This is a genomic window from Quadrisphaera setariae (genome assembly GCF_008041935.1).
Lineage (GTDB): Bacteria > Actinomycetota > Actinomycetes > Actinomycetales > Quadrisphaeraceae > Quadrisphaera > Quadrisphaera setariae.
This window is the reverse complement of sequence record NZ_VKAC01000005.1, coordinates 203,156-224,795: the sequence shown is the minus strand read 5'-3', so window position 1 is coordinate 224,795 and position 21,640 is coordinate 203,156. Positions and strand designations below refer to the sequence as shown.

The following is a 21,640-nucleotide window of genomic DNA, read 5'->3' as shown; positions in this document are numbered from 1 at the left end:
CTCCGTGCCTCCACGATGGCAGAGCGCTACTGGTTCGGACTCCACCGTCCGGGTGACCGACGACGAGGTCGCGCAAGTGCTGGCACCGGTCCGCCGAGGTCAAGCACGACCGGGCAGCTCGGACGGCGCGCCCGGAACGGCCCTGGGCCGCTCCTGCCACCGAAGCACCTGGAGACCGCATGTCGACCCACCGAGCTGCCGGCGCGACCGGCCACCGCGCCCGACCTCCGCGCCGGCGCCGCCGCCTGGCGTGGGCCTCCGCGGTCTCGCTGACGGTCGCCACGGCCGTGGCCGCCACGCTGGTCGCGCACGGCGGCAGCGACCTGCCCGCGGTGGACCGGGCCTCGGGCGCGGCCCCGGGCGCGGTGAACTCCGACGCCGGCAGCGGCCTGCCCGCCGTCGGCACCCTGGGAGAGACCGAGCAGGTGGCCGTGGTCACCTCGGACAACGGCGTCAAGCGCGTCCTCGGGGACGACCGCGTGGCCACCGCCATCGCCGTCTCCGGCGACAGGTTCCCCTCCGGCTACCCCAGCGCCGTGCTGGCCAGCGCCGACGACTTCGCCGACGCCCTCGCCGGCTCCGCCCTGGCCGACGCCGTCGGCGCCCCCCTGCTCCTCAGCGGCCGCGGCGGGCTGGACCCGCGCGTCGCCGACGACCTGCGCGCCCACCTCGCCAAGGGCGGCCAGGTGTACGTGCTCGGCGGCCCCAAGGCCCTCGCCCCGGCCACCGACGACGCCGTCACCGCCGCCGGCGGCGAGCCGGTGCGCCTGGCCGGCAAGGACCGCTACGCCACCGCCGCCGTCATCGCCTCCCAGGTGGCCGAGGCCAGCCCGACCGGGCAGTGCGACGCGCTGCTCGTGACCGGCCAGAGCTTCGCCGACGGCGCTGCGGCCTCCGGCGTGGTCACCGCGCACCGCCCGCTGCTCTACACGATGGGCGACTCCATGCCGTTCGCCACGCGCGCCGCCCTGGCCGCCTGCACGAAGGCCGGCAGCACCGCCACGGCCGTCGGCGGTCCCGCCGCGAAGGCCGCCCAGTCCGCGGCCCTGCCCTCCGGCGTGGAGCTGGAGACGGTCGTCGGCAAGGACCGCTACGAGACCTCCGCCAAGCTCATGCAGCTGGCCGTCTCCGGCGAGGAGGTCGCGGCCGCGAAGGTCGAGGCCAGGAAGGTCGAGGCCGCTGACGCCGCGGCCGGCGACGCCTCCGAGCTCGCCGACGACGGCGACCTGGCCGAGACCGCGCAGGTGGCCCCCGCGGACGCGGCGTCGCCGTCGGCGTCGTCCTCCTCGTCTCCCTCGGCCTCGGCGTCCGACCCGGGCCAGCAGGACGCCCAGTACGCGCCCGCCGTGCGCGCCGAGACCAGCTCCGGCCCCGTGGTGCTGGCCAGCGGCGCCGACTACGCCGACGCGCTCGTCGGCGGCACCTACCACCGGCCGGTGCTGCTCACCGAGGCCAGCACGCTGCCCGACTCGGTGGCCGACGCCATCCACGCCGCGGCCTCCGACGTGCACGGCGTGCTCGTGGTGGGCGGTGAGCGGGCGGTGTCCGCCGACGCCGCCGACGACGCCGCGCAGATCGCCTCCGGCGTCGCGCCCTCCGAGGTGAAGGCCAAGCGCCCGGCCGCCGCGCAGTCACCGAGCGCCAGCGCGTCGCCCAGCTCCTCCACCAGCCCGTCGAAGAGCGCCAGCCCGTCGACGAGCCCCTCCGGGACCCCGTCCGCCAGCGCCGCCGGCGGCGCTGCGAGCGGTGGCGGCAGCGCGATCACCGGCGCCGGCGCCGGCAAGTGGTTCTCCGGCGCCTCCGGCACCGGCGTGAGCGACGGCAGCTTCGCCAAGTGGCGCGGCAGCGAGCTGGGCATCGTGGGCACCTGGTCGGACAACAACTCCGCCATGGTGGAGGCCTGGGGCATGCAGCCGGGCCAGGAGTTCGGCTCCTGGCAGGGCAACATCGACATCGCGGTCGGCGCCATCGGTGGCGGGGAGAGCTGGCAGGCCGCCTCCACCGGCGCCTACGACAACCGCTGGCGCCAGTCGCTGACCAAGATGAAGACGTTGTGGGGCGGCAAGCCCGGCACGGTCTACATCCGCTTCGCGCACGAGATGAACGGCAACTGGTACGACTGGAGCGTCAACAAGGGCAACAAGGACGCCTTCGTGGCCAGCTGGAAGCGCTACCGCGCGCTGCAGCAGGAGATCTTCCCCAAATCCAAGCTGGTCTTCTCCGTGAACCGCGAGTCGGTGAACTCGGGCTTCAACTGGACCGAGTCGTTCCCGGGCAAGCAGTACGTGGACGTCATGGGCGTCGACTACTACAACCAGTACCCCACGGCGAACTCGCTGCAGGACTTCAACGGCGCCCTGGGCGCCAAGGACGGGTACGGCGCCCCCAAGGGCCTGCAGGCGCACGCCGACTTCGCGAAGAGCGTCGGGCTGCCGCTGTCGGTCAACGAGTGGTCGGGCATCTCCGACAACGCCGACTCCCCCGGCTTCATCCAGGGCATGTACGAGTTCTTCTCCAAGAACGCGGGCTCCGGGCCGGGGCAGATCCTCTACGACGTCCAGTTCAACTGCGACATGGGCGGCGGAAAGTTCATGCTCTACCAGGGCAAGATGCCGAAGTCCGCGGAGATGTACCAGAAGCTCTTCTGAGCCCGCTCAGCAGACGCTGACCAGGCGCTGGGCCGCCTGAGCGACGCCCCCCGACCGGACCACCCGGTCGGGGGGCGTCGTCGCGCGCGGCGCCGCGAGCACCCGGGTGCCGCAGGTACCGTCCTGCGGTGACCTCCCCCACCCCTCCGCTCGTGGTGCCCCCCACGCGCCGCCAGCAGGTGGTCAAGCTGCTCGGCCGCGCCGGCTGGACCACGGGCGACCAGGTGCTGGTCAGCCTGACCAACATGGCGCTGAACGTGCTGGTGGCCCGGGCGCTGTCCCAGGAGGGCTTCGGCGCCTTCGCGGTGGCCTTCGCCGTCTACTCGCTCGTGGTGGGCGGCAGCCGGGCGCTGGTCAACCAGCCGCTGGTGGTGAGGTTCACCGGAGAGGGCGACGACAGGTTCTTCGAGGCCGCTCGCGCCGCCTCCGGCGCGGGGGTGCTGCTCGGTGCGGCCGCCGGCCTGGTCACCGCCGTCGTCGGCCTGTTCACCACCGACGGGTCGGGCCCCTCCCTCATCGTCATCGGGATCCTCCTGCCCGGTCTGCTCCTGCAGGACCTGTGGCGCCTGGCGTTCATCGCGGAGGGGCGCCCGCAGCGCGCCGTCGTCGTCGACGCCGTCTGGGCGGTGGGGCAGCTGGGCGCGGTCATCGCCGTGCAGGCCAGCGGCCACGCCACCGCCAGCACGCTGCTGCTCGCCTGGGGGCTGACCGCGCTGGTGTCGGGGCTGGTCGGCGGGCGCCTCTTCGGCGGCGGGCCGCGCCTGCGCGCCGCGCTCCCGTGGCTGTGGGCCCAGCGCGACCTGCTGCGCTACTACCTCGCCAGCTTCCTGTCCGTCCTGGGCGCCAACCAGCTGGCGATCCTGCTCATCGCCGCGATCGGCAGCAAGGTCATCGTCGGCTCGCTGCGCGCCGCCCAGGTGGTGCTCGGCCCGCTGAACCTCATCGGCTACGCGCTGGCCGCCTTCGCGACGCCGGAGATCGCGCGCCGCAACCTGCGGGGCAAGAAGGCGCTGCTGGTGGGCGTGGGCCTGTCCGCGGTGCTCGTGGTGTCCCAGCTCGCCTACGGCCTGCTCGTGCTGGCCATCCCCGACAGCTGGGGCGAGCTCGCCTTCGGCGCCACCTGGGACGGCGCCCGCTCGGTGCTGGGCGCCTCCCTGGTGGGCCTGGTGGCCATCGGCGCGGGGTTCGGCGCCAGCACCCTGCTCGTGGCCCTCGGCTTCGCCAAGCAGACCTTCTGGACCAACCTCGTGCTCGGTCCGGCGCTGATCGGCTTCGGGCTGCTGGGCCTGCACCTGGGCGGCGCCTACGGCGCGGCCCTGGGGCTCTCGCTGGCCCAGTGCGTGGTCACGCCCATCCAGTGGTTCATGGTGATCCGCCTGATGCGCCTCCACGGCTCCGGCGACGACCTCGCCGCCTCCGAGCGCTCGGCCTGAGCGCCTGAACGCCTGGCCGCTGGCCACCTGACCGCTGGCCGGCCTGGCCGGCCTGGCCGGCCTGGCCACACGGCCGCTCGTCCCTCCAGCACGCACCTCGTCGGCGCTCGCCCTCCGGCGCTGCGCCGTCACCGCCCGCCCCACTCGCACTTTCCGCGGCAAGTGCACCAAGGGGGCCCCCGGTTCCGCACTTTCCGCGGCACGTGCGAAGAGGAACGGGGGCGCACAGGAGGGCGCGCGGGTGCGAGGCGCCCCTTGCGCAGGTGACCACGGTCAGGTGCTGACGCGTCAGCCCAGCGGCCCCGGACGCAGATGACCGCGGTCACCTCCGGAGGTGACCGCGGTCAGGTGCGTCGGGGGCCGGGGCGGGTCCGGCCCCCTCAGCGGATCAGGACGACGACGCGAGCTCGGCCGGTGGCGCGCTGCGCGCCTCCTGCCGCCTCAGCACCACCCGGCGCACCACGTCGCCACCGCCGATGCTCGAGAGCAACCACACGAGGTAGGCGGTCTGCGGCTGCAGCAGCGCCCCGGAGAGCACGAGCACCATGAAGAGCATGGCGACCGGCAGCACGGGCAGCGGGGCCCTGTCGAGCACGGCCAGCACGATGAACAGGAGCACGAGACCACCGGCGATGAGGCCGTACTCGAAGAACAGCTTCGGGATGACGCCGTAGAGCACGTCGTCGCCGCCGCCGTAGCGGTTGGAGGCGAGCAGGCGCTCGGTCATGCCGGCGCCGGCGCCGACGACGTTGCGCTGCGTCTCGTCCGCCAGGCCCCGGAGCACCTCCGCGTACGGGGAGACGAAGCGCGCGTAGCCGCTTGACCCGGGTTCGGAGAGCTCGTCGCGCCGGCTCAGCAGGGTGTCGGCGACCGGCGTCGCGAACACCACCAGGACGCCGATCGCCCCGGCCACGAGGTGGCTGGGGCGCACGAGCTTGGGGGCCCGGGCCAGCACCAGCAGGCCGCCGACCGCGAGGAGCACCACCCCGGTGCCGGACACCGCGGACGCCACGCCCGCCAGCAGCACGGCCTGCTTCCAGGCGCGCACCCCGATGACCAGTCCCACGAGCACCGCCAGCGCCGCGTACTGCGACAGGAACGACGGCTCGAGCAGGACGAAGGCGTTGGCCTTGCGGATCGGGTTGTCGTACCCGAGCGGGTTGTCGAAGTTGTAGAACGGCACGATCCAGCCGGTGGGCACCCAGTCGGACAGGTAGTCGGTGAAGCTCCACACGCCGACCACCTGGCTGACGAACTGCAGCACGCCGACCACGGACAGCACGAGCATCGTGCCGACGAAGGCCCGTCCTGCGGTCACCACGACGTCGCGCCCGGCGCGGCCGCCGGAGCTGAGGATCCACGGCAGGTAGACGACCACCAGCAGCAGGTAGGACGTCATGGAGAAGTCGCGCCCGGAGATCGCGATGTACGCCGTGGTGGCCAGCGTGGCGCCGACGGCGAGCAGGTACAGCTCCCCGCGCAGGCGGTCCACGCGGAGGACGCCGCGGAACAGCATCACCGCGGAGAAGAGGTAGGCCAGCGGGATGCCCACGGAGATGGCCGTCTCGCCGGCGGGCACACCGATGCGGTTGGTGAGCACCAGCAGCACCGTGAAGACGCTGACGATGCGCAGGTCGGTGCGGGTGGGGCGGACCTCGTCCACCGGGTGCAGGTGCGGGGTCTCCCGCGAGCGGGCCGCTCCCGCTCCGCGCGCGACGCGCGCCAGCGCAGCGACGGTGGCGCTCACGCGTCGCCCTTCGCGACCCGGCGGCGCAGCAGCGTGCTGACGCCCCGCCAGAACCCGACGCCCCAGCCCACCTGCATGGCGGCCAGCGCCAGCGGGACGGCGGCCCTGTCGGCGCCCTCCGGAGCCGACCTGCTGATGCGCGACCCGACCGCGACCACGCCCGCCGCGTAGGGCGCGACGGCGGCCAGCGCCAGCCCGGGCCGGCGCAGCCCGAGCACCGCGGCGCCGGCGAGGTAGGCCACGAGCAGCGGTGGCGCGAGGTGGCGCAGCTTGAGGCTGCCGGGGTGCCGCAGCGCGACGCCGGGCTTGCCGGTGCCGTAGCGGCGGTACTGCCGGTACAGCGCCCCGACGGTCTCGCGGGAGTCCCAGTCGATGGTGAGGGCGGGGTCGAAGAGGATCTCGCCCTGGCGGCGCAGCCGCTGGTCGAACTCGAAGTCCTCGTTGTTGGCGATCTCGGTGTCCCACCCGCCCAGCTGGCGCACCAGCTCGGTGGGGTAGCAGCCGAAGGGGATGTGGTCGACCACCTGCTCCTCGGTGCCCCAGTGGTAGGTCGACCCGCCGACCGCCAGCTTGGAGTTGAGGACGGCGGCGACGGCGCGTCCGACGGGGGTGCGCCCGACGGCCGTCTTGCGTCCGCCCACCGCTGCCCACCGGCCTTCGCGCAGCCGCTCCACGGCGTGGGCGAGGTAGCCCTCGCTGATCGTGGAGTGCGCGTCGACGCGGACGAGCCAGCGGCCACGGGCGCGGGCCAGGCCGGCGTTGAGGCTCACCGGGATGGACGGCACCGGCTGGGGCACCACCACCACGCGCGGGTCGCGCTCGGCGAGCGCCTCCAGCAGCTCGGTGGTGCCGTCGGTCGAGCCGTTGTCGACCACGACGACCTCGAAGTCGACGCCCTGCTGGGAGAGGACGGAGCCGAGGCAGCGCTCGATGGAGCCGCGCTCGTCGCGGGCGGGCACCAGCACCGTCACCTCGACAGCTGGTGCGGGGCCCGGGCTGCGCTCCGGGCTGGTGGTGCCCTGCGCGTCGGGCGCCGGCCCGCCCGCGGGGGCGGTGTCGGTCAGGGCGCTCACGCGCACCTCCTCGGTGGTGACGGGGGACAGCGAGGAAATCTACGCGGCTCGGCGGGGGTCGTCTGCGCGCAGCGACCCGGTCGGGTGACACCGCCCTGCCGCAACGTCAACCTCCCGGCGCAGGGGCGGTACCGTCGACGAGGGGCACGCAGGCGTGCTCGGACTGACCCGTGGCCGGGTCCGCAAGCACCGGCCTGACCGAGAAGGCCCGAGGAAGGACTGCACGTGGCGCTGAGGGTGGTGTACCGCTCCTGGGGCGGTGAGAACGAGAAGGACAGGCCCGAGGGCTACAGCAAGCTGACCTGCCTGGTCTCCTTCCTGCGCGCCGCGCAGGCGGTCGAGGCCGACGTCGTCTTCCTCAACGACGGCCCGGTGGCCCCGGAGCTGCGGCGCCTCATGGACGGCGCCGGCCGCGTGGTGGAGCTGTCCGCCGCCGGGATGCGCGGCTCCTACTGGGGCGCGATCACGCTGGCCACCGACTCCGACTGGTCCGACGACGACGTCGTCTGGTTCAGCGAGGACGACTACCTCTACCACCCGGAGGCCTTCACGGCCCTGGTGGCGGCGGCGGACGGGCCCGAGGCGGTGCCGGCGCAGTACTTCGGCCTGTACGGCTCCACGCCGGACCGCACCGTGCACGGACCCGACGAGCCGCCGTCGGAGCCGCCGCCGGGGTGGGTGCAGCTGGGTCCGTTCCGCTCCGAGGGCCGCGACTGGGTGCGCATCCAGAGCACCACCTCCAGCCTCGGGGTGCGCCTGGGTGCGCTGCGCGAGGACAAGGGGATCTTCAGGCTCTGCATGCTGCCCCACAAGAACATGCTGCGAGACCACGACACGTGCGTGGTGGTGCAGGGCTTCAGCCCCTACCGCCCGTACGACCTGCTGCACCCGCTGTACGAGCGCGGCCGCAGCCTGAAGATGCGGGTGCGCGACGCGCTCATCCTGCCGTTCCTGCTGGCCACGGTCGTGCGCGCGCTGAGCCGCCGCCCCAGCCGCCGCCGCACGTTCCTGGCCGTGGAGCCCAACCTGGCCACGCACCTGGAGAAGATGCGCATCGCCACCGGCACCGACTGGGACCGCGTCTCGGCGGAGTCCCTGGCCTGGGGCGCGGAGCGCGGGCTCACCTCCGACGGCGCGAACGCCTGACCGGGCTCGCCGGGCCGGCGCCACCGCGCCGGTCCAGGCACCACGACGAGGGCCCCGGACCTGCTGGTCCGGGGCCCTCGTCGTGCCGCCACCACCGCGGGGTGGCCAGGCCGTCACCAGTCGAGGCTGGTGTACATCTCCTGCGAGCGCGGCATCCGCGTGCCGGACCCGACGAGCAGCCACTGGTCCGGCACGTCGGTCTGATCCATGATCACGTTGAACTGCACCTCGTAGAGCACCTGCCCGGCGCCGGTGCCGCCGTGGCGGGCGAAGAAGTCGTGCATGCGCTTGACGAAGACGGGCATGTCGCCCTCCTCGGCGTTGCCCGACCACTCCGAGACCGCCAGCGGCAGCCCGACGCTCTTCGCGAAGTCGAGGTGGCCCTGCAGGCCCTTGGGCGCACCCCACTGGTCCTTGAGCGCCATGGCGGCGTCCCAGCCCTGGTCGGACTCCACGGAGGGGAACTGGTTGTAGTAGTCGACGCTCATCACGTCGACCTGCCCCTCGCCGGGGTACAGCGTGCGCCAGTCGATGCCCGCGTCGCCGGCCTCCTCGTCACGCACCGTCTCGCGGTTCATGCACAGCACCAGCTTGGCGGCGGGGAAGACCTCCTGCTGCAGCGCGCGGTAGCGCCGCCAGGAGGTCTTGAAGTCCTCGACCTCGTCCGAGCGCACCCGCCAGCCGTACCAGTTTCCGTTCAGCTCGTGGGCGAAGCGGATGTACATGGTGGCCTGGCGGGCGCCCCAGGTGTCGCGCAGGAGCGTGAGGGACTGGCGCCAGCGGTCCTCGTAGGCGCCGGTGGCGGCCCGCGCCCACGACTCGCCCTCGTCCAGGTCGATGGCGCCGACGGCCACGTCCAGCGGCTTGGTCCAGTCCGCGTACTCCTCGCCCGGCTGCAGCGTGTACAGCTTGAGCATCGCCTCGTTGTTGTCGAACCACGTGGCGGAGATGTCCAGCTCGCTGCCCCGGGCGGCGGCGTAGGCCCCGTCGGCCACGCCCACGCCGGCGGCGCCGGACATCCACTCGGCGGGCACGAACGGCGTCTCGGTGGGGCTGGGCGACTCCACGGGCGCGGGGACCGGCGCCGGGGCCTCGTCCTCGGCGCCGAACAGGCGCACACCCGCCCAGGCGGCCAGGCCGGCGGAGGCCAGCGCTCCCGCGCCGATGCCGATGGCGCGACGTCGGGAGGGGTGGTGCGGCTCGGGCGGTGTGGAGGCGGCGGGCCTCTCGGACGTGGACGGCGGCGTGGCGGCCATCGGCGGGCTCCCCGTGGTCGGCTGGTGCGGGCTCAGTGCTCGTTCGGTGCTGGCGTGGTGCTGGCGTGGTGCTGCTGCCCCGCCGGCCGGAGGGCGGTCGCGGGGCTCGTCGCGGCCTGTGGTGTGCTGTGACCGGCGCGTCCTGCCCCGGAGGGGCGGCGCGGGTCCGCCCCTCATCGTCCCCCACCGGGAGCCGAGCGGGCGAACCGCCGCGTCCGGACGAGGGTGTGATCTGCGCTCCTCGCGTAACGTTCCCGCGGGGTGAGGGTTTCCCGCAGACCGGCGGCTGACACCACCGCTCACCCGGTCGGGTGACTGACGTCACGCACCGCTCCCCGCTGATCGCAGACCCACCTGGAGGACCCGTGCCCCCGCAGACCCCGCCGCAGACCGCCCCGGAGGCGCTCGAGGACGTCGAGCTGGTGGTGGTCGCCTACCGCAGCCGCGCCCAGGTCGAGCAGATGCTCGCCGGGCTGCCCGCGGACCTCCCCCTCGTCGTCGTCGACAACTCCGACGGCTCGGACGGGCTGCGCGACGTGGTGGAGGGGCGGCCGAACGGGCGGTACCTGGTCGGCGGGGGCGTCGGGTTCGCCCGCGCCGCCACGCGCGGGGCCCTGAGCTCCACCGCCTCGGTGGTGCTGTTCGTCAACCCCGACGTGCGCCCCACCCCCGAGCACCTCGCGGCGGTGGTCGCGGACGTCCGTTCTGACGCCACCCTGGCCGCGAGTGCAGCATGCGTCGTCGACGCCGACGGACCCGAGGCGGGGCAGCCGCAGATCGGCTGCGGCGGGTGGGAGCCCACGCTGACCCGCGTGGCCGTGCACGCCGCCGGCCTGCACAAGCGCCTGCCCACCGCCGGGGTCTACGCCAAGCCGCTGGCGAACGCGCCGCTGCGCGTCGACTGGGTCAGCGGCGGCTGCATGGCGGTGCGCCGCGAGGTCTTCGAGCGCCTGGGCGGGTTCGACACCGACTTCTACGTCTACAACGAGGACATGGCCTTCGGGCGCGCCGCCCGCGCCGCCGGCCTGCGCGAGGTGCTGCGCACCGACGTCCTCGTCCCCGGCGCCAGCGGCGGCTCCGGGGCGCCCAGCCTGGAGATGATGCGGCTGCGCGGGGCGTCGATGGCGCGCTACGTGCGCAAGCACCACGCGCTGGTGCCCGCCCTGGCGATGCGCGCCCTGACCGCCGCCGGCTACGCCGTGCGCGCCGCCGAGCAGGTGGCCAAGGGCGACCGCCGGCGGGCGCGCGAGCACTGGGCGTACGCGGTCGGTGCGGCGACGACGACGGCGACGGTCGGCGGACGGGTCGTCACGCGCGGCTGACGCGCAGGTCAGCGGCGAGGGCCGCTCCGTCAGACGTGTGACGGGCCGCAGCAGGCTCACCCGTCCGCCGGACGTGCGGAGCGGAACTCCCGTCACGGCCCGTTAGCGTGGGCGGCGATTCTCACGTCACACCACGACACACGACGGACACACGACGACAGGCGGGGGCCGCTTCCACCATGAAGATCCTTGTGACGGGCACCGAGGGCTACCTGGGCTGCCTCCTGGCGCCCCTGCTGGTCGAGGACGGCCACGACGTGACGGGGCTGGACACCGGCTACTACAAGCACGGCTGGCTCTACAACGGCGTCACGAGCACCGTGGCGACCATCGCCAAGGACATCCGCGACGTCCAGGTCGAGGACCTGCGCGGCTTCGACGCCGTGGTCCACATGGCCGAGCTGAGCAACGACCCCCTGGGCGACCTGCTGGGCGAGGTGACCTACGAGGTCAACCACAAGGGCTCCGTGCGCCTGGCGACGGTGGCCAAGGAGGCCGGCGTCGGCCGGTTCGTCTACATGTCCAGCTGCTCGGTGTACGGCGTCGCCGAGGGCACCGTCGACGAGACCAGCCCGGTCAACCCCCAGACCGCGTACGCGATCTGCAAGGCGCGCGTCGAGCGCGACGTCGCCCCGCTGGCCGACGAGACCTTCGCCCCGACCTTCCTGCGCAACGCCACCGCCTTCGGCGCCAGCCCTCGCATGCGCTTCGACATCGTGCTCAACAACCTCGCCGGCCTGGCGTGGACCACGGGCAAGATCGCCATGAACAGCGACGGCACCCCCTGGCGCCCGCTGGTGCACGGCCTGGACATCGCCCAGGCGATCCGCCGGGTGCTCACCGCACCGGTCGAGGCCGTCCGCGGCGAGGTGCTCAACGTCGGCTCGGAGGAGCAGAACTACCAGGTCCGCGACATCGCCGAGAAGGTCGCGGCGGCGTTCCCGGGCTGCGAGCTGAGCTTCGGTCCGGCGAGCGCGGACAACCGCTCCTACAAGGTGAACTTCGACAAGATCAAGAAGGTCCTGCCCGACTTCGAGTGCCAGTGGGACGCCGCCCGCGGCGCCCAGCAGCTGCACGACGTCTTCGAGGCGATCCAGCTGGACGAGGCCACCTTCAACGGCCGCGGCCACACCCGCCTCAAGCAGCTCGAGCACCTGCTGAGCACCGGCCAGATCGACGCCGAGCTGTTCTGGACCAGCAAGTGAGGATAGAGACGACGCCCATCCAGGGCGTCGCCATCATCCGCATCGAGCCGCACACCGACGAGCGGGGGTTCTTCGCCCGCTCCTTCGACAAGGCGGCCTTCGCCGAGGCCGGGCTCGACACCGAGCTCGTGCAGGCGAACATCTCCTTCAACGAGCGGGCCGGCACGCTGCGCGGCATGCACTACCAGCTGCCCGTGGCCCCCGAGGCCAAGCTCGTCCGGTGCACCCGAGGGGCGCTGCTGGACCAGATCGTGGACGTCCGCCCGGACTCCCCCACGTACCTGCAGCACGTCTCGGTGGAGCTGACCGCTGACAACCACGTGGCGCTGTACGTGCCGCCGATGTTCGCCCACGGGTTCATCACCCTCGTGGACGAGACCGAGGCCACCTACAACGTCTCCGCGCCCTACACCCCGGGCGTCGAGCGCGGCCTGCGCCACGACGACCCCGACCTCGGCCTGTCGTGGCCGGTGCCGGTGGCCGTCATCTCCGACAAGGACGCCTCCTGGCCCCTGCTGGCCGAGAACGGCGGAAAGGCCCCTTCGTGATCATCACTGACAGCGCCCTGGCGAAGCGGCAGCGCGAGGGCCGGCCCATCCGGGTCGGCATGGTCGGCGCCGGCTTCCAGGGGCGGGGTCTGGCCAACCAGATCATCAACAGCACCCCGGGCATGGAGCTGGTGGCGGTCGCCAACCGCACCGAGGCCAAGGGACTGCGCGCCTACGAGGAGGCGGGGGTCGCCGCGAAGGTGGTGGACTCGCGGGCCGAGCTGGAGCGCAGCATCCGCGAGGGCACCCCCGCCGTCGTCGCCGACGCCCTCGAGCTGGTCGCGGCCGACGGCGTGGACTGCGTGGTCGACGTGACCGGCGCTGTCGAGCACGGCGCCCGGGTGACGATGGCCGCGCTGGAGGCCGGCACGCCCGTCGTGACGATGAACGCCGAGCTCGACGCCACCGTCGGACCGGAGATCGCCCGTCGCTTCGCCGCCGCGGGCGTGATGTTCACCGGCGCCGACGGCGACCAGCCCGGCGTGACGGTCAACCTGCTGCGCTTCGTGCGCGGCATCGGCCTGACGCCGCTGGTGGCGGGCAACATCAAGGGCCTGCAGGACCCGTACCGCACGCCCACCACCCAGCAGGGCTTCGCCGAGAAGTGGGGCCAGGACCCCTGGATGGTCACGAGCTTCGCCGACGGCACGAAGATCTCCTTCGAGCAGGCCATCGTCGCCAACGCGTGGGGCATGACCGTGCCGAAGCGCGGCATGAACGGCTGGGACCACCGCGGCCACGTCGACGAGCTGACGTCGCACTACGACGTCGAGGAGCTCAAGGCCAAGGGCGGCGTCGTCGACTACGTCGTCGGCTCGAAGCCCGGCCCCGGCGTCTACGTGCTCGCCACCCACGACGACCCGAAGCAGCAGCACTACCTCAACCTCTACAAGCTGGGCGAGGGACCGCTGTACTCCTTCTACACGCCGTACCACCTGTGCCACTTCGAGGTGCCCACCACGGTGGTCCGCGCCGTCGACTTCGACGACGCCGCCCTCGTGGCCGCCGGCGACCTGAAGGTGGAGGTGCTCACCACGGCCAAGACCGACCTCGCCGCGGGGACCACCATCGACGGCCTGGGCGGGTACCACGTGTACGGGGAGGCCGAGGACGCCGCCACCGCCCGCGAGCAGCGGCTGCTGCCGCTGGGCCTGGCACCCGGCTGCACCCTGAAGGTCGACGTCCCGAAGGACGCCGTCATCACCTACGACATGGTCGAGGTGCCCTCGGGGCGCCTGGTGGACGAGCTGCGCGCCGCGCAGGACGCCCGCCTCGCCCCGCTGGGCTGAAGGTCCTCACCCGTCCGGGCGCCGGACCGCACCCCCGTGCGGTCCGGCGCCCTGTGCGTGCACCACGATGATCCCCGTGAGTGACGCCGCCGGGGCGGCGCCCCGTCCCCCTCGCACGCTGATGGTGGCCGACGCGCTGTTCCGCACCGGTGCCACGCGCGTCGTGCTGTCCCTGCTCGAGCGCTGGGGACCCGGCTGCGCGCAGCTGGCGGTCCTGCAGGCCCCCGAAGGCGCTTCCCTGCTCGCCCCCGGCCCCCACGTCCTCGTGCTCCACCTGGCCGGGGCCGGCCAGAGGATGCGGGCCAGCGCCGTGCCGTCGCTGGTGCGGCTGGTCCGCCTGGCCCGCCGGCACGAGGTGGTGCTGGCCACCTCCGAGATCGGTCCCGGGGTGGTGCTGGCCTGGCTGGCGGCGCGCCTGGCGCGGCGGCCGTTCGTGGTGTCGGTGCACGCTGACCTCGAGGACGCCCTCAGCGAGTGGGTCCCCGCGCCGGCGCGCCCGCTGCTGCGGCTGGTGCACCGCCGCGCCGACGCCGCGGTGTGCATCGACGCGGGCGTCGTCGCTCCCGTGCTGGCCAACGGCCTGCCACCGCAGCGGCTGCACGTCGTCCGCAACGGCGTGGACCTGGCGGCGGTGCGCGCGGCCGCCGCGGCGCCCGCGCTGCTCCCCTCCCCCCACCAGGACGACGACGGCGACGCGGCCGGCCGGCGGGTGCCCGTGGTCGTGGCCACGGGGCGCCTGGCGCCGCAGAAGGGCTACGACCTGCTGCTGCGCGCCCACGCTGACGTGGTGCGCCGGGTCCCGCACCGGCTGCGCGTGCTCAACGACGGTCCGGAGCGCGCGGCGCTGCTGGCGCTGGCCGAGCAGCTGGGGGTGGTGGAGTCGGTGTCGTTCGAAGGCGCCGTGGACTCCCCGCTGCCCGAGGTGGCCCGCGCGGACCTGTTCTGCCTCCCGTCCCGGCACGAGGGGCTGCCGCTGGCGCTCATCGAGGCCGTCGCGCTGGGCGTGCCGTGCCTGGCCTCCGAGAGCAGCGCCGGGGTGCGCGAGGTCCTCGACGGCGGGCGCTCCGGGGAGCTGGTGCCGGTGGGGGACGTGCCCGCGCTCGCCGCCGCCCTCGAGGCGCACCTGCGAGACCCGGCACCGCTGGCTGCGAAGGCCGCCGCGGGCCTGCGGCACGTGGAGCAGTTCGACGTCGGGGTCATGGCCGAGGGGTGGGCGCGCGCCCTCAGCAGCGCCACCACCGCCGGGAGGACCTCCGGGACCCGCGGTCCTGGCGGCGGGTGACGCCGTCCGACACGCCCCGTCTGCCCGTTCTGTCCCCCCTGGGGGATGATCGACGGGTGACACCCCGCCCAGCCTCCACTTCCGCCTCCGCCTCTGCCTCGAGCCACGGGGCCGACGTCGGGTCCGGCGCCGGAGCGGGCCGCGCGCCGGGGCGGCGCGCGCTGCTCGCGGGAGCGGCGTCCGCGGTGGGCGGTGCGCTGGTGGGCGCCCAGGTGGCCGCTGCCGCGCCGACGCAGGCAGCGCGCCGCGCACGCACCACCGCGGTGAGCGCCGCGCGACCCGTCACTGCGACCCCGGCGTCGCTGCTCCAGACCTCGGCGAGCGGCCTGCCGTTCATGCTGGGCGCCGCCGGGGACGGCGTGGCCTCGGGCGAGTACGAGCGCCAGCTCGGCCGACGGCTCGACCTCACGGCCACGTGGGCGGACAGCACCTGGGCCAGCACCCACCTGCCGGTGCTGCAGGCCGGCGGCGAGCTGGCGGGGTGGACTCGGGCGCTGGACGTCTCGCTCGGCGCCTTCGGAGCGGGGACCACGTGGGCACAGGCCGCGGACGGCGCCTGCGACGAGGCGTGGACCACCTCGCTGACCCTGCTCGCCCGCCTGCGCGCCGGTGCCACCGGCACCACCTTCATCCGCTTCGCCCACGAGATGAACGGCAACTGGTACCCCTGGAGCGTCGCGCCCGACCAGGTCGGCGACTTCCAGCGCGGCTGGCAGCGCTACCGGGCGCTGCAGCAGCGGCTGTTCCCGGCCGCCAGGCTCGTCTTCTCCCTCAACCACAACACCGTGGGTCTGGACGCCGACAGCTCCGTGCTCCACCCGGGTTCCGGGCAGGCCGACGTGCTCGGCGTCGGCTACTACAACCGCTACCCCTACCTCGCCACCGCCGCGGACTTCGCCGGGTGGCTGCCCGCGCGCGACCGCTGGGGAGGTCCCGCCGGGCTCGACGCCTTCCGGGCCCTGGCTGCCACCTGGGGGCTCCCGCTGGCGGTGCCGGAGTGGTCGCTGTGCGCCGACGGCTCCGGCGGTGACGCCCCCGAGTTCGTCACCGCCCTGCACGACTGGCTGACCACCCACGCGGGGGCGGGAGCGGGTCAGGTGCTCTACGCGTGCCAGTTCAACGTGAGCTCCGGCTTCGGGGGCGCCTTCACGCTCCTGCCGCCGGGAGAGCTGCCCCGGGCCTCGGCGGAGTACCGCCGCTGCTTCGGAGCCTGAGCCCGGCCACCCCGACAGCACCGACGCCAGCACGGACGACAGCGCCCGGCCGCCCCTCGGGGGGGCGGCCGGGCGTCGTCATCATCAGCGTCGGTGGACGAGCGCCGTCAGGTGGAGACGAGGTGGCGCTGCTCGGCCCACTCCAGCACGGAGGCCGCCTCGGCGGCCCAGTCGTGGTTGGGCGGCAGCAGCTCCACCTCCATGTGCGCGACGAGGTTGAGGTCCACCGCCATGAGCGTGCGGCGGTTCTCCGGGCGCCGGTGGGAGCGCAGGTTGCTCGCCGCGAGGAACGGCGCCAGGTACACGCGCCGGAGCTTGCGGAAGAGGCTGCCCTCCCCGCGCAGCAGCAGGGTGCGGCCGAGGTCGCTCCACAGGTGCGTCTCGTAGCCCTGGACGTTGTGGAACATGTCGTGGTCGCGGTACATGCTCCGGTGCGGGACCATCGCCAGCCGGAAGATGCCGACGTCCTGCGCGAGGGCGTTCGCCCGCACCGCGAAGGTGCTGGCGGTGGAGTCGATGCGCTGCCAGCGACGGCCACCGACCCACTCCTCGCGGTCGGTCCAGCCGCGCGGGCGCGGCTGGTCCAGCCCCGGCGGCAGGTACCAGGAGTTCTCCGTGACGCCGTAGAGGGCGAAGTAGTCGACGTCGGGCAGCGCCGAGGCGGCCTCCACGAGCGCCGCGAGCGACCCCTCGGTGTAGAGGTAGTCGTCCTCGGCGAGCCAGACGAGGTCGTCACCCCAGGTAGCAGCCAGCTTGAGCATGGTCATCCACGAGCCCTGCATGTTCGTCGGGCCGATGCTCACGATCTCGCCGCGGCCGCGCATGAGCGCCAGGCGCTCCTCGGGGATCGGGCCGTTGTTCATGAACACCACGTCGGCCTCGACCTGGTCGAGCGCGCGCAGGAAGGACAGCAGCGACGTCGTCTTGGAGTAGTACGCCGGGCGGTTCTTGAGGTTGTCGCCGCCGTAGGAGCGGTAGACGACCCGCAGGCGGCCCGTGCTGCCGCCGCGGACCTGCGCGAGGGTCGCGGTGTGCTCCCAGCCGCCCTCCGGGACGCTCATGCGAAGAACGACCGCACGCCGTCGACCACGCGGTCGATGGTGGCGGGGTCCATGTAGGGGTGCAGCGGCAGGGTGAGCACCTGGCTGGTGGCCAGGTCCGTCACCGGCAGCGGGCCGCGGCGGGAGTCCGCGTAGAACGAGAACTCGTGAGCGCCGAGGAAGTGGATGCCGGAGCCGATGCCGCGCGCCTTGAGGTGGGCGATGAGGTCCTGGCGGCGTGAGCCGTCGCGCAGCCGGATGACGTAGATGTAGGGCGCGACGCCCTCCCAGTCCGTGTCGAACAGCTGCAGGTGGCCGGCCTCGGCGAGGTCGGCGAACGCGGCGTCGAAGGCCTGGCAGTAGCTGCGGCGGTTGGAGATGAACTCGTCCACCAGCGCCAGCTGGGCCAGCCCGATGGAGGCGGGCACCGAGCCGAGGTGGCAGCGGAAGCCCTGACGCACCACGTCGAACTCCCAGTTGCGCTGGTTCTTGTAGCGCGCGTCGGTGTCGGCGTCGATGCCCAGGTGGCGCAGCTCGTGCAGGGCCTGCACGTCGGCGGGGTCCCGGGTGATGATCGCGCCGCCCTCGAGGGTGGTGATGGTCTTCACCGGGCCGAAGCTGAAGCAGGTGATGTCGCCGAAGGAGCCGACGGGCCGCCCGTCCGAGGTGGTGCCGAAGGCGTGCGCGGCGTCCTCGATGACGCGCAGGCCGTGCTCGTCGGCGATCTCGAGGAGCTCGTCCAGCTGGCAGGGCAGCCCGAGGTAGTCCACCGCGAGGATCGCCTTCGTGTTCTCGGTGATCGCCTCGCGGACGCGCTGCGGGTCGAGGCAGAGGCGGCGGTCCTCGACGTCGGCGAACACGACGGACGCGCCGGTGCGGCTCATGGCCTGGTGGCCGGCGACGTACGTGAACGACGGTGCGATGACCTCGTCACCGGGGCCCAGGCCGATGAGCTGCCCGGCCAGGTGGAGCGCCTCGGTGCAGGAGTTCGTGGAGACCGCGCGGCGGCCGCTCCCGCCGAGGTGGAGGAAGGACTCCAGGCCCAGCTCGAAGTCCTGGCTGAGCTTGCCCATGCCGAGCCAGCCCACCTCCAGGGCGGAACGCGCGGCCTCCTGCACCTCGGCCCCGAGGTAGGGGCGGTAGACCGGCACCGGCTCGTCGGAGCCCAGCGCCGGGTAGCGCAGGTCGTTGAGCGTGGCCACGCCCAGGCCCGACGCAGCGTCCTGGTCTGCGCCCAGGGTCTTGTCCAGGCTGCTGTCGAGGCTGGTGTCGGTGCTCATCGGTCTCCTTCTCCCCCGCGCAGGCTTCCCTGCTGCTCGTCGCTGACGGTAGTCACTCCTGCTGGGTCGTGGCTGGGCGAGGCGGGCCGTCCGAGGGACGTCCCGTGCTCAGCTCCCCCCGTCTGGCGGACAGCGGCGGCCTCGCCCACACCTCGGTCGGCCGCACCGGCCCCCACGAGGGCCACGCCCCCGGCCACCACCCGGAGGCGCAGCTCGGCCAGCACGGCCGCGAGCGCGAGCAGCGCCCCGGCCATCTCCGAGCCCTCCTCGACGGCGTTGAGGAGGATGTACGAGACGGGCTGCGGAGCGGTCAGCTCGGCGCTGCCGGGCAGGTCGACGAGGAAGAGGCTCGTCACGTACTCCATGACGATGGCGCCGAAGAGGTAGACGACCCCGGCCAGGACCAGCCGGGTGCGCAGGCGCGGCGGCAGCGCACGCGCCAGGCGCAGCGCCAGCACGCCGCCGGCGAGCGCCAGCAGCACCCCCGGCACGAGCCACGCGAAGTTGTGCAGGCCGAGGGTCGCGTGCAGCCGGTCGGCGATGAGCGCGAGCGACTCGTGCAGCTCGCACGCCTCGTCCAGCCCGAGGTAGCCGGCCACCGCGGCCAGCAGCACCACCGGCCAGGCGCGCTCGCCGCGCGAGCGTCGCTCACCGGCCAGGAAGAGGAACCCGAGGCCGACGAGGGCCAGCAGCGCGGCGCTGAAGGTGGCGGGCAGGTTGGCCTCGCCGTCGAGGTCGGTCTGCCGCTTGGCCTCGTCGAGCCAGGCCAGCGGCAGCGCCGCGTCCGACTGGACCGCCTCCACGGCGATCCGGACCGTCGGCCCGACGACCACCAGCACGAGCGCGACCACCGCCAGCACCTTCACCAGCGGCGTGAGGCGGAGCAGGTCCCCCTCGGACCAGACCCGGCCGCGCCGCCGCCCCGCTCCCGGTTCCGCCCGACCACGCTGCGCGCTCCTCGTGAGGACCACGGCCCACCACCCTTCCGACGCGGGTGCGTGCCCGCGCTCCAGATCCCCCCGCGTCACGGCTGCACCGCCGGACCGCAGCACCCGCGCCAGGTGGGACCGGCGGGGGTGATCGCAGGATCATGCCCCTCGGCAACGGAACCGCCCAGTCCACCCGGCGAGGAGCAGGCCCACCGGAGCGGCGGGATCCCCCGTGCGGCCCAGCGCGCGGTGCAGCGGTCTAGGCCGCCACGCGGGCCTGCGCGGCCAGGACGGGACGGTCCGGGTCCAGGTCGACCACGAGGCCGTGCGGCGCGGCGGTCACGCGCAGCGCCAGCAGCACGGCCCGCAGGGCGAGCAGCGCCCCGACCATCTCCAGCCCCTCCTCGACGGCGTTGAGCAGCACGTACGCGGTGCTCTGCACGGGCTCAAGGCCACCGGGCGGCGCGGGGCGGAACATCCCACCCGTGACGGTCTCCACCACCAGGGCGCCGAGCAGGTACACCGCCCCGGCCACCACGAGGCGCCAGCGCAGCCGCGGCGCCATCCGGCGCGCCACCAGCAGCAGCCCCGCCCCCACCACCGCGGCGACGACGACGCCGGGCACCACCCACGAGAAGCGCAGGCCGGCGTCGACGCCGAGGAGGTCGGCGAGCAGCGCCAGCTGCTCGTGCAGCGAGGCCAGCTCGTCCACCGAGAGCAGCGCCGCGACGGCCGCGGGGACCGCCAGCGGCCAGGCCCGCAGGCCGCGGGCCCGCACCAGCGCGGCCGCCACCGCCAGCCCAGCCGCCGTGGCGGCCAGCAGCGCCGCCGAGAAGTACGTGGGGAGGTTGCCCTCCTCGTCGAGGTCGACCAGCCGGGCGGCCTCGGTCAGCCACGCCTGCGGCAGGTCGGGGCGGCCGGCGACGCCGTCCACCGCCAGGCGCACCAGGGGCCCCACGACCACGAGCACGGCCAGGACCACCGCCAGCGGGCGCACCAGCCGTGCCGGCCTCCGCCACGCCGGCGGTCGCCCCCGCAGGTCGGGGGCAGCGCCGCCACCCGCGCCCTCCCGGACCGCGGAGTCCTCCGCGACCCGAGCGCTCGACGTCCTGGACCGTGCGGCCATGCGGACCGCCCCCCTCGCTCCGGCGGAGGGCGCCCCTCTGGACCCCCCGCAGCGGCCATGGTGACCGCTGCGGGGCCGTCAGGTGAACAGGGAGTGGCTCGGTGCTCCGCGGGACGCCGTGGCCTCACCCGGGCGAGCGGCTGTCGTGCACGGAGGGTGACGACGACTCACCACGAGGACGGTGGGGTCAGCGGCGCACGCCCACCCGCCGCAGCAGGCGCTTGGCGGTGTCCTTGGCGGCGCGCTGCGCCGACGGGCGGGGACGCTGGTCCCACAGGCGCGTGAAGAGCACGTCCTGGTCGACCCCGTCGGCCGCCCTCGCCTCCGCGAGCGCGGCGCCGAACGGCTCGCGCATCTCCGAGGGCCAGTAGTGGACGACCGCGTCGCGGGACTCGGACACCGTGGTGCGCGCGGCCAGGCCCACCGCGAACGCCAGCTGCTCGGAGGTGTGGGAGTGGTCGCCGAAGCCGTGCTCCAGCAGCTGGTCGGTCAGGAGCGCGACCTCCGCGCAGACCACGGCGTCGGCCGGGTCGAGCCCGATGACACCGGCGTTCCAGGAGTCGCGGTCCGGCGGGAACACCCACGCCCGGCCGGAGGTGTCGACGGGCTGGTACCGCTGGAGCACGTGCTCCAGCGCGGCGACCTCCGGGGCCGGCGGGCGCCCCTCCCGCAGGTGCATGACGCTGCGGCCCGGGCCGATGCGGTCGAAGACCACCGACGGCGAGCGACGCCACCAGGTGTCGCCGTCCACGTAGAGGCAGCGTCCCCCCTCGGAGCGCTCGAGCGCTGCGCGCAGCACCTCGATCTTGGAGCGCCACACGTAGCGGTGCGGGCCCATCCAGGCGTCCACCTGCTCGGGGGCCACCTCGACCACCTCGACGGGGAGGTCCTTCCACAGCCGAGGGGTGTCGGTCCACACGTCGATCTGCCACCGGCGGCCCCCGGAGGTCTCCAGGTGGCGGGCCGCCGTCTGCACCGAGAAGCGCACTTCGTCGACGTGGCGCCCCTGGCCGAAGCTGATGTACACGAGGTGATCCACGCGCCCATCCTCACCCGGTCACATGACGGCCAGGCAAACCCGCAGGCCAGGGCACGGGCGAAC

At 74.1% G+C, this 21,640-nt stretch carries 17 protein-coding genes; 9 read left to right on the top strand and 8 right to left on the bottom strand.

Annotated elements, in window-relative coordinates; all coding sequences use genetic code 11:
- Window positions 1–179 precede the first annotated feature (179 nt).
- Window positions 180–2,648 carry a cell wall-binding repeat-containing protein gene (locus FMM08_RS09960; RefSeq protein ID WP_147926207.1) on the top strand — a complete coding sequence of 823 codons (2,469 nt, stop codon included), beginning with the start codon at window positions 180–182 and terminating at the stop codon, window positions 2,646–2,648.
- Between the two features lie 128 nt (window positions 2,649–2,776).
- The gene (locus tag FMM08_RS09955; RefSeq protein ID WP_147926206.1) at window positions 2,777–4,081 is read left to right on the top strand and encodes an MATE family efflux transporter; all 1,305 of its coding nucleotides are present in this window, start codon (window positions 2,777–2,779) and stop codon (window positions 4,079–4,081) included.
- Between the two features lie 388 nt (window positions 4,082–4,469).
- Here the strand turns inward: FMM08_RS09955 and FMM08_RS09950 are convergent, their stop codons facing one another.
- Together FMM08_RS09950 and FMM08_RS09945 are read right to left on the bottom strand one after the other, a co-directional pair.
- A complete protein-coding gene (locus FMM08_RS09950) occupies window positions 4,470–5,828 on the bottom strand; it encodes a hypothetical protein (protein WP_147926205.1) in 1,359 nt (452 codons plus the stop codon).
- A complete protein-coding gene (locus FMM08_RS09945; RefSeq protein ID WP_147926204.1) occupies window positions 5,825–6,901 on the bottom strand; it encodes a glycosyltransferase in 1,077 nt (358 codons plus the stop codon). Before FMM08_RS09945 ends, FMM08_RS09950 begins: the two co-directional genes overlap by 4 nt.
- Window positions 6,902–7,126: 225 nt before the next feature.
- Between FMM08_RS09945 and FMM08_RS09940 the strand changes: the two genes are divergently transcribed.
- Window positions 7,127–8,047 (top strand): hypothetical protein, encoded by a 921-nt coding sequence (locus FMM08_RS09940; RefSeq protein ID WP_147926203.1) that lies wholly within the window; start codon window positions 7,127–7,129, stop codon window positions 8,045–8,047.
- Window positions 8,048–8,160: 113 nt separating this feature from the next.
- Here FMM08_RS09940 and FMM08_RS09935 read toward each other — a convergent pair whose 3' ends face one another.
- Window positions 8,161–9,303, bottom strand: a complete 1,143-nt coding sequence (locus FMM08_RS09935) for a glycosyl hydrolase (RefSeq protein ID WP_147926202.1) — start codon at window positions 9,301–9,303, stop codon at window positions 8,161–8,163.
- Window positions 9,304–9,668: 365 nt separating this feature from the next.
- Here FMM08_RS09935 and FMM08_RS09930 point away from each other — a divergent pair, with 365 nt between their 5' ends.
- The 6 genes from FMM08_RS09930 (at window position 9,669) to FMM08_RS09905 (ending at window position 16,163) form a co-directional block, all read left to right on the top strand.
- Window positions 9,669–10,625, top strand: coding sequence for a glycosyltransferase (locus FMM08_RS09930; RefSeq protein WP_147926201.1), 957 nt, complete (start codon window positions 9,669–9,671; stop codon window positions 10,623–10,625).
- Window positions 10,626–10,804: 179 nt separating this feature from the next.
- The gene (locus FMM08_RS09925; RefSeq protein ID WP_147926200.1) at window positions 10,805–11,830 is read left to right on the top strand and encodes an NAD-dependent epimerase/dehydratase family protein; all 1,026 of its coding nucleotides are present in this window, start codon (window positions 10,805–10,807) and stop codon (window positions 11,828–11,830) included.
- Window positions 11,827–12,378 carry a dTDP-4-dehydrorhamnose 3,5-epimerase gene (gene rfbC / locus FMM08_RS09920; protein ID WP_147926199.1) on the top strand — a complete coding sequence of 184 codons (552 nt, stop codon included), beginning with the start codon at window positions 11,827–11,829 and terminating at the stop codon, window positions 12,376–12,378. The genes FMM08_RS09925 and rfbC overlap by 4 nt, the downstream gene beginning before the upstream one ends.
- Complete coding sequence (locus FMM08_RS09915; protein WP_147926198.1) at window positions 12,375–13,667, top strand: NAD(P)H-dependent oxidoreductase; 1,293 nt, start codon at window positions 12,375–12,377, stop codon at window positions 13,665–13,667. The genes rfbC and FMM08_RS09915 overlap by 4 nt, the downstream gene beginning before the upstream one ends.
- 76 nt (window positions 13,668–13,743) lie before the next feature.
- The gene (locus FMM08_RS09910) at window positions 13,744–14,949 is read left to right on the top strand and encodes a glycosyltransferase (protein ID WP_187279670.1); all 1,206 of its coding nucleotides are present in this window, start codon (window positions 13,744–13,746) and stop codon (window positions 14,947–14,949) included.
- Between the two features lie 56 nt (window positions 14,950–15,005).
- Complete coding sequence (locus FMM08_RS09905; RefSeq protein WP_147926196.1) at window positions 15,006–16,163, top strand: glycoside hydrolase family 26 protein; 1,158 nt, start codon at window positions 15,006–15,008, stop codon at window positions 16,161–16,163.
- Between the two features lie 107 nt (window positions 16,164–16,270).
- On the opposite strand, the gene FMM08_RS09900 is transcribed toward FMM08_RS09905, so the two are convergent.
- From FMM08_RS09900 to FMM08_RS09880, 5 genes are all read right to left on the bottom strand, one after another.
- On the bottom strand, window positions 16,271–17,224 hold the full coding sequence (locus tag FMM08_RS09900; RefSeq protein ID WP_147926195.1) for a hypothetical protein: 954 nt from the start codon (window positions 17,222–17,224) through the stop codon (window positions 16,271–16,273).
- Window positions 17,221–18,483, bottom strand: coding sequence for a DegT/DnrJ/EryC1/StrS family aminotransferase (locus tag FMM08_RS09895; protein ID WP_147926194.1), 1,263 nt, complete (start codon window positions 18,481–18,483; stop codon window positions 17,221–17,223). The genes FMM08_RS09900 and FMM08_RS09895 overlap by 4 nt, the downstream gene beginning before the upstream one ends.
- A complete protein-coding gene (locus tag FMM08_RS09890; RefSeq protein WP_147926193.1) occupies window positions 18,480–19,454 on the bottom strand; it encodes a DUF8692 domain-containing protein in 975 nt (324 codons plus the stop codon). Before FMM08_RS09890 ends, FMM08_RS09895 begins: the two co-directional genes overlap by 4 nt.
- A 217-nt stretch (window positions 19,455–19,671) precedes the next feature.
- Window positions 19,672–20,538 (bottom strand): DUF8692 domain-containing protein, encoded by an 867-nt coding sequence (locus FMM08_RS09885; RefSeq protein WP_147926192.1) that lies wholly within the window; start codon window positions 20,536–20,538, stop codon window positions 19,672–19,674.
- Window positions 20,539–20,725: 187 nt separating this feature from the next.
- Window positions 20,726–21,577: a hypothetical protein gene (locus tag FMM08_RS09880; RefSeq protein ID WP_147926191.1), complete on the bottom strand. Its 852-nt coding sequence runs from the start codon at window positions 21,575–21,577 to the stop codon at window positions 20,726–20,728.
- Between the last annotated feature and the right edge of the window lie 63 nt (window positions 21,578–21,640).

Excerpts from the sequence above, each read along its gene's own strand:
- FMM08_RS09895 (WP_147926194.1), bottom strand. The coding sequence starts at position 18,483 with ATGAGCACCGACACCAGCCTCGACAGCAGCCTGGACAAGACCCTGGGC.
- FMM08_RS09925 (WP_147926200.1), top strand. The coding sequence starts at position 10,805 with ATGAAGATCCTTGTGACGGGCACCGAGGGCTACCTGGGCTGCCTCCTG.
- FMM08_RS09935 (WP_147926202.1), bottom strand. The coding sequence starts at position 9,303 with ATGGCCGCCACGCCGCCGTCCACGTCCGAGAGGCCCGCCGCCTCCACA.
- FMM08_RS09885 (WP_147926192.1), bottom strand. The coding sequence starts at position 20,538 with ATGGCCGCACGGTCCAGGACGTCGAGCGCTCGGGTCGCGGAGGACTCC.
- FMM08_RS09960 (WP_147926207.1), top strand. The coding sequence starts at position 180 with ATGTCGACCCACCGAGCTGCCGGCGCGACCGGCCACCGCGCCCGACCT.
- FMM08_RS09900 (WP_147926195.1), bottom strand. The coding sequence starts at position 17,224 with ATGAGCGTCCCGGAGGGCGGCTGGGAGCACACCGCGACCCTCGCGCAG.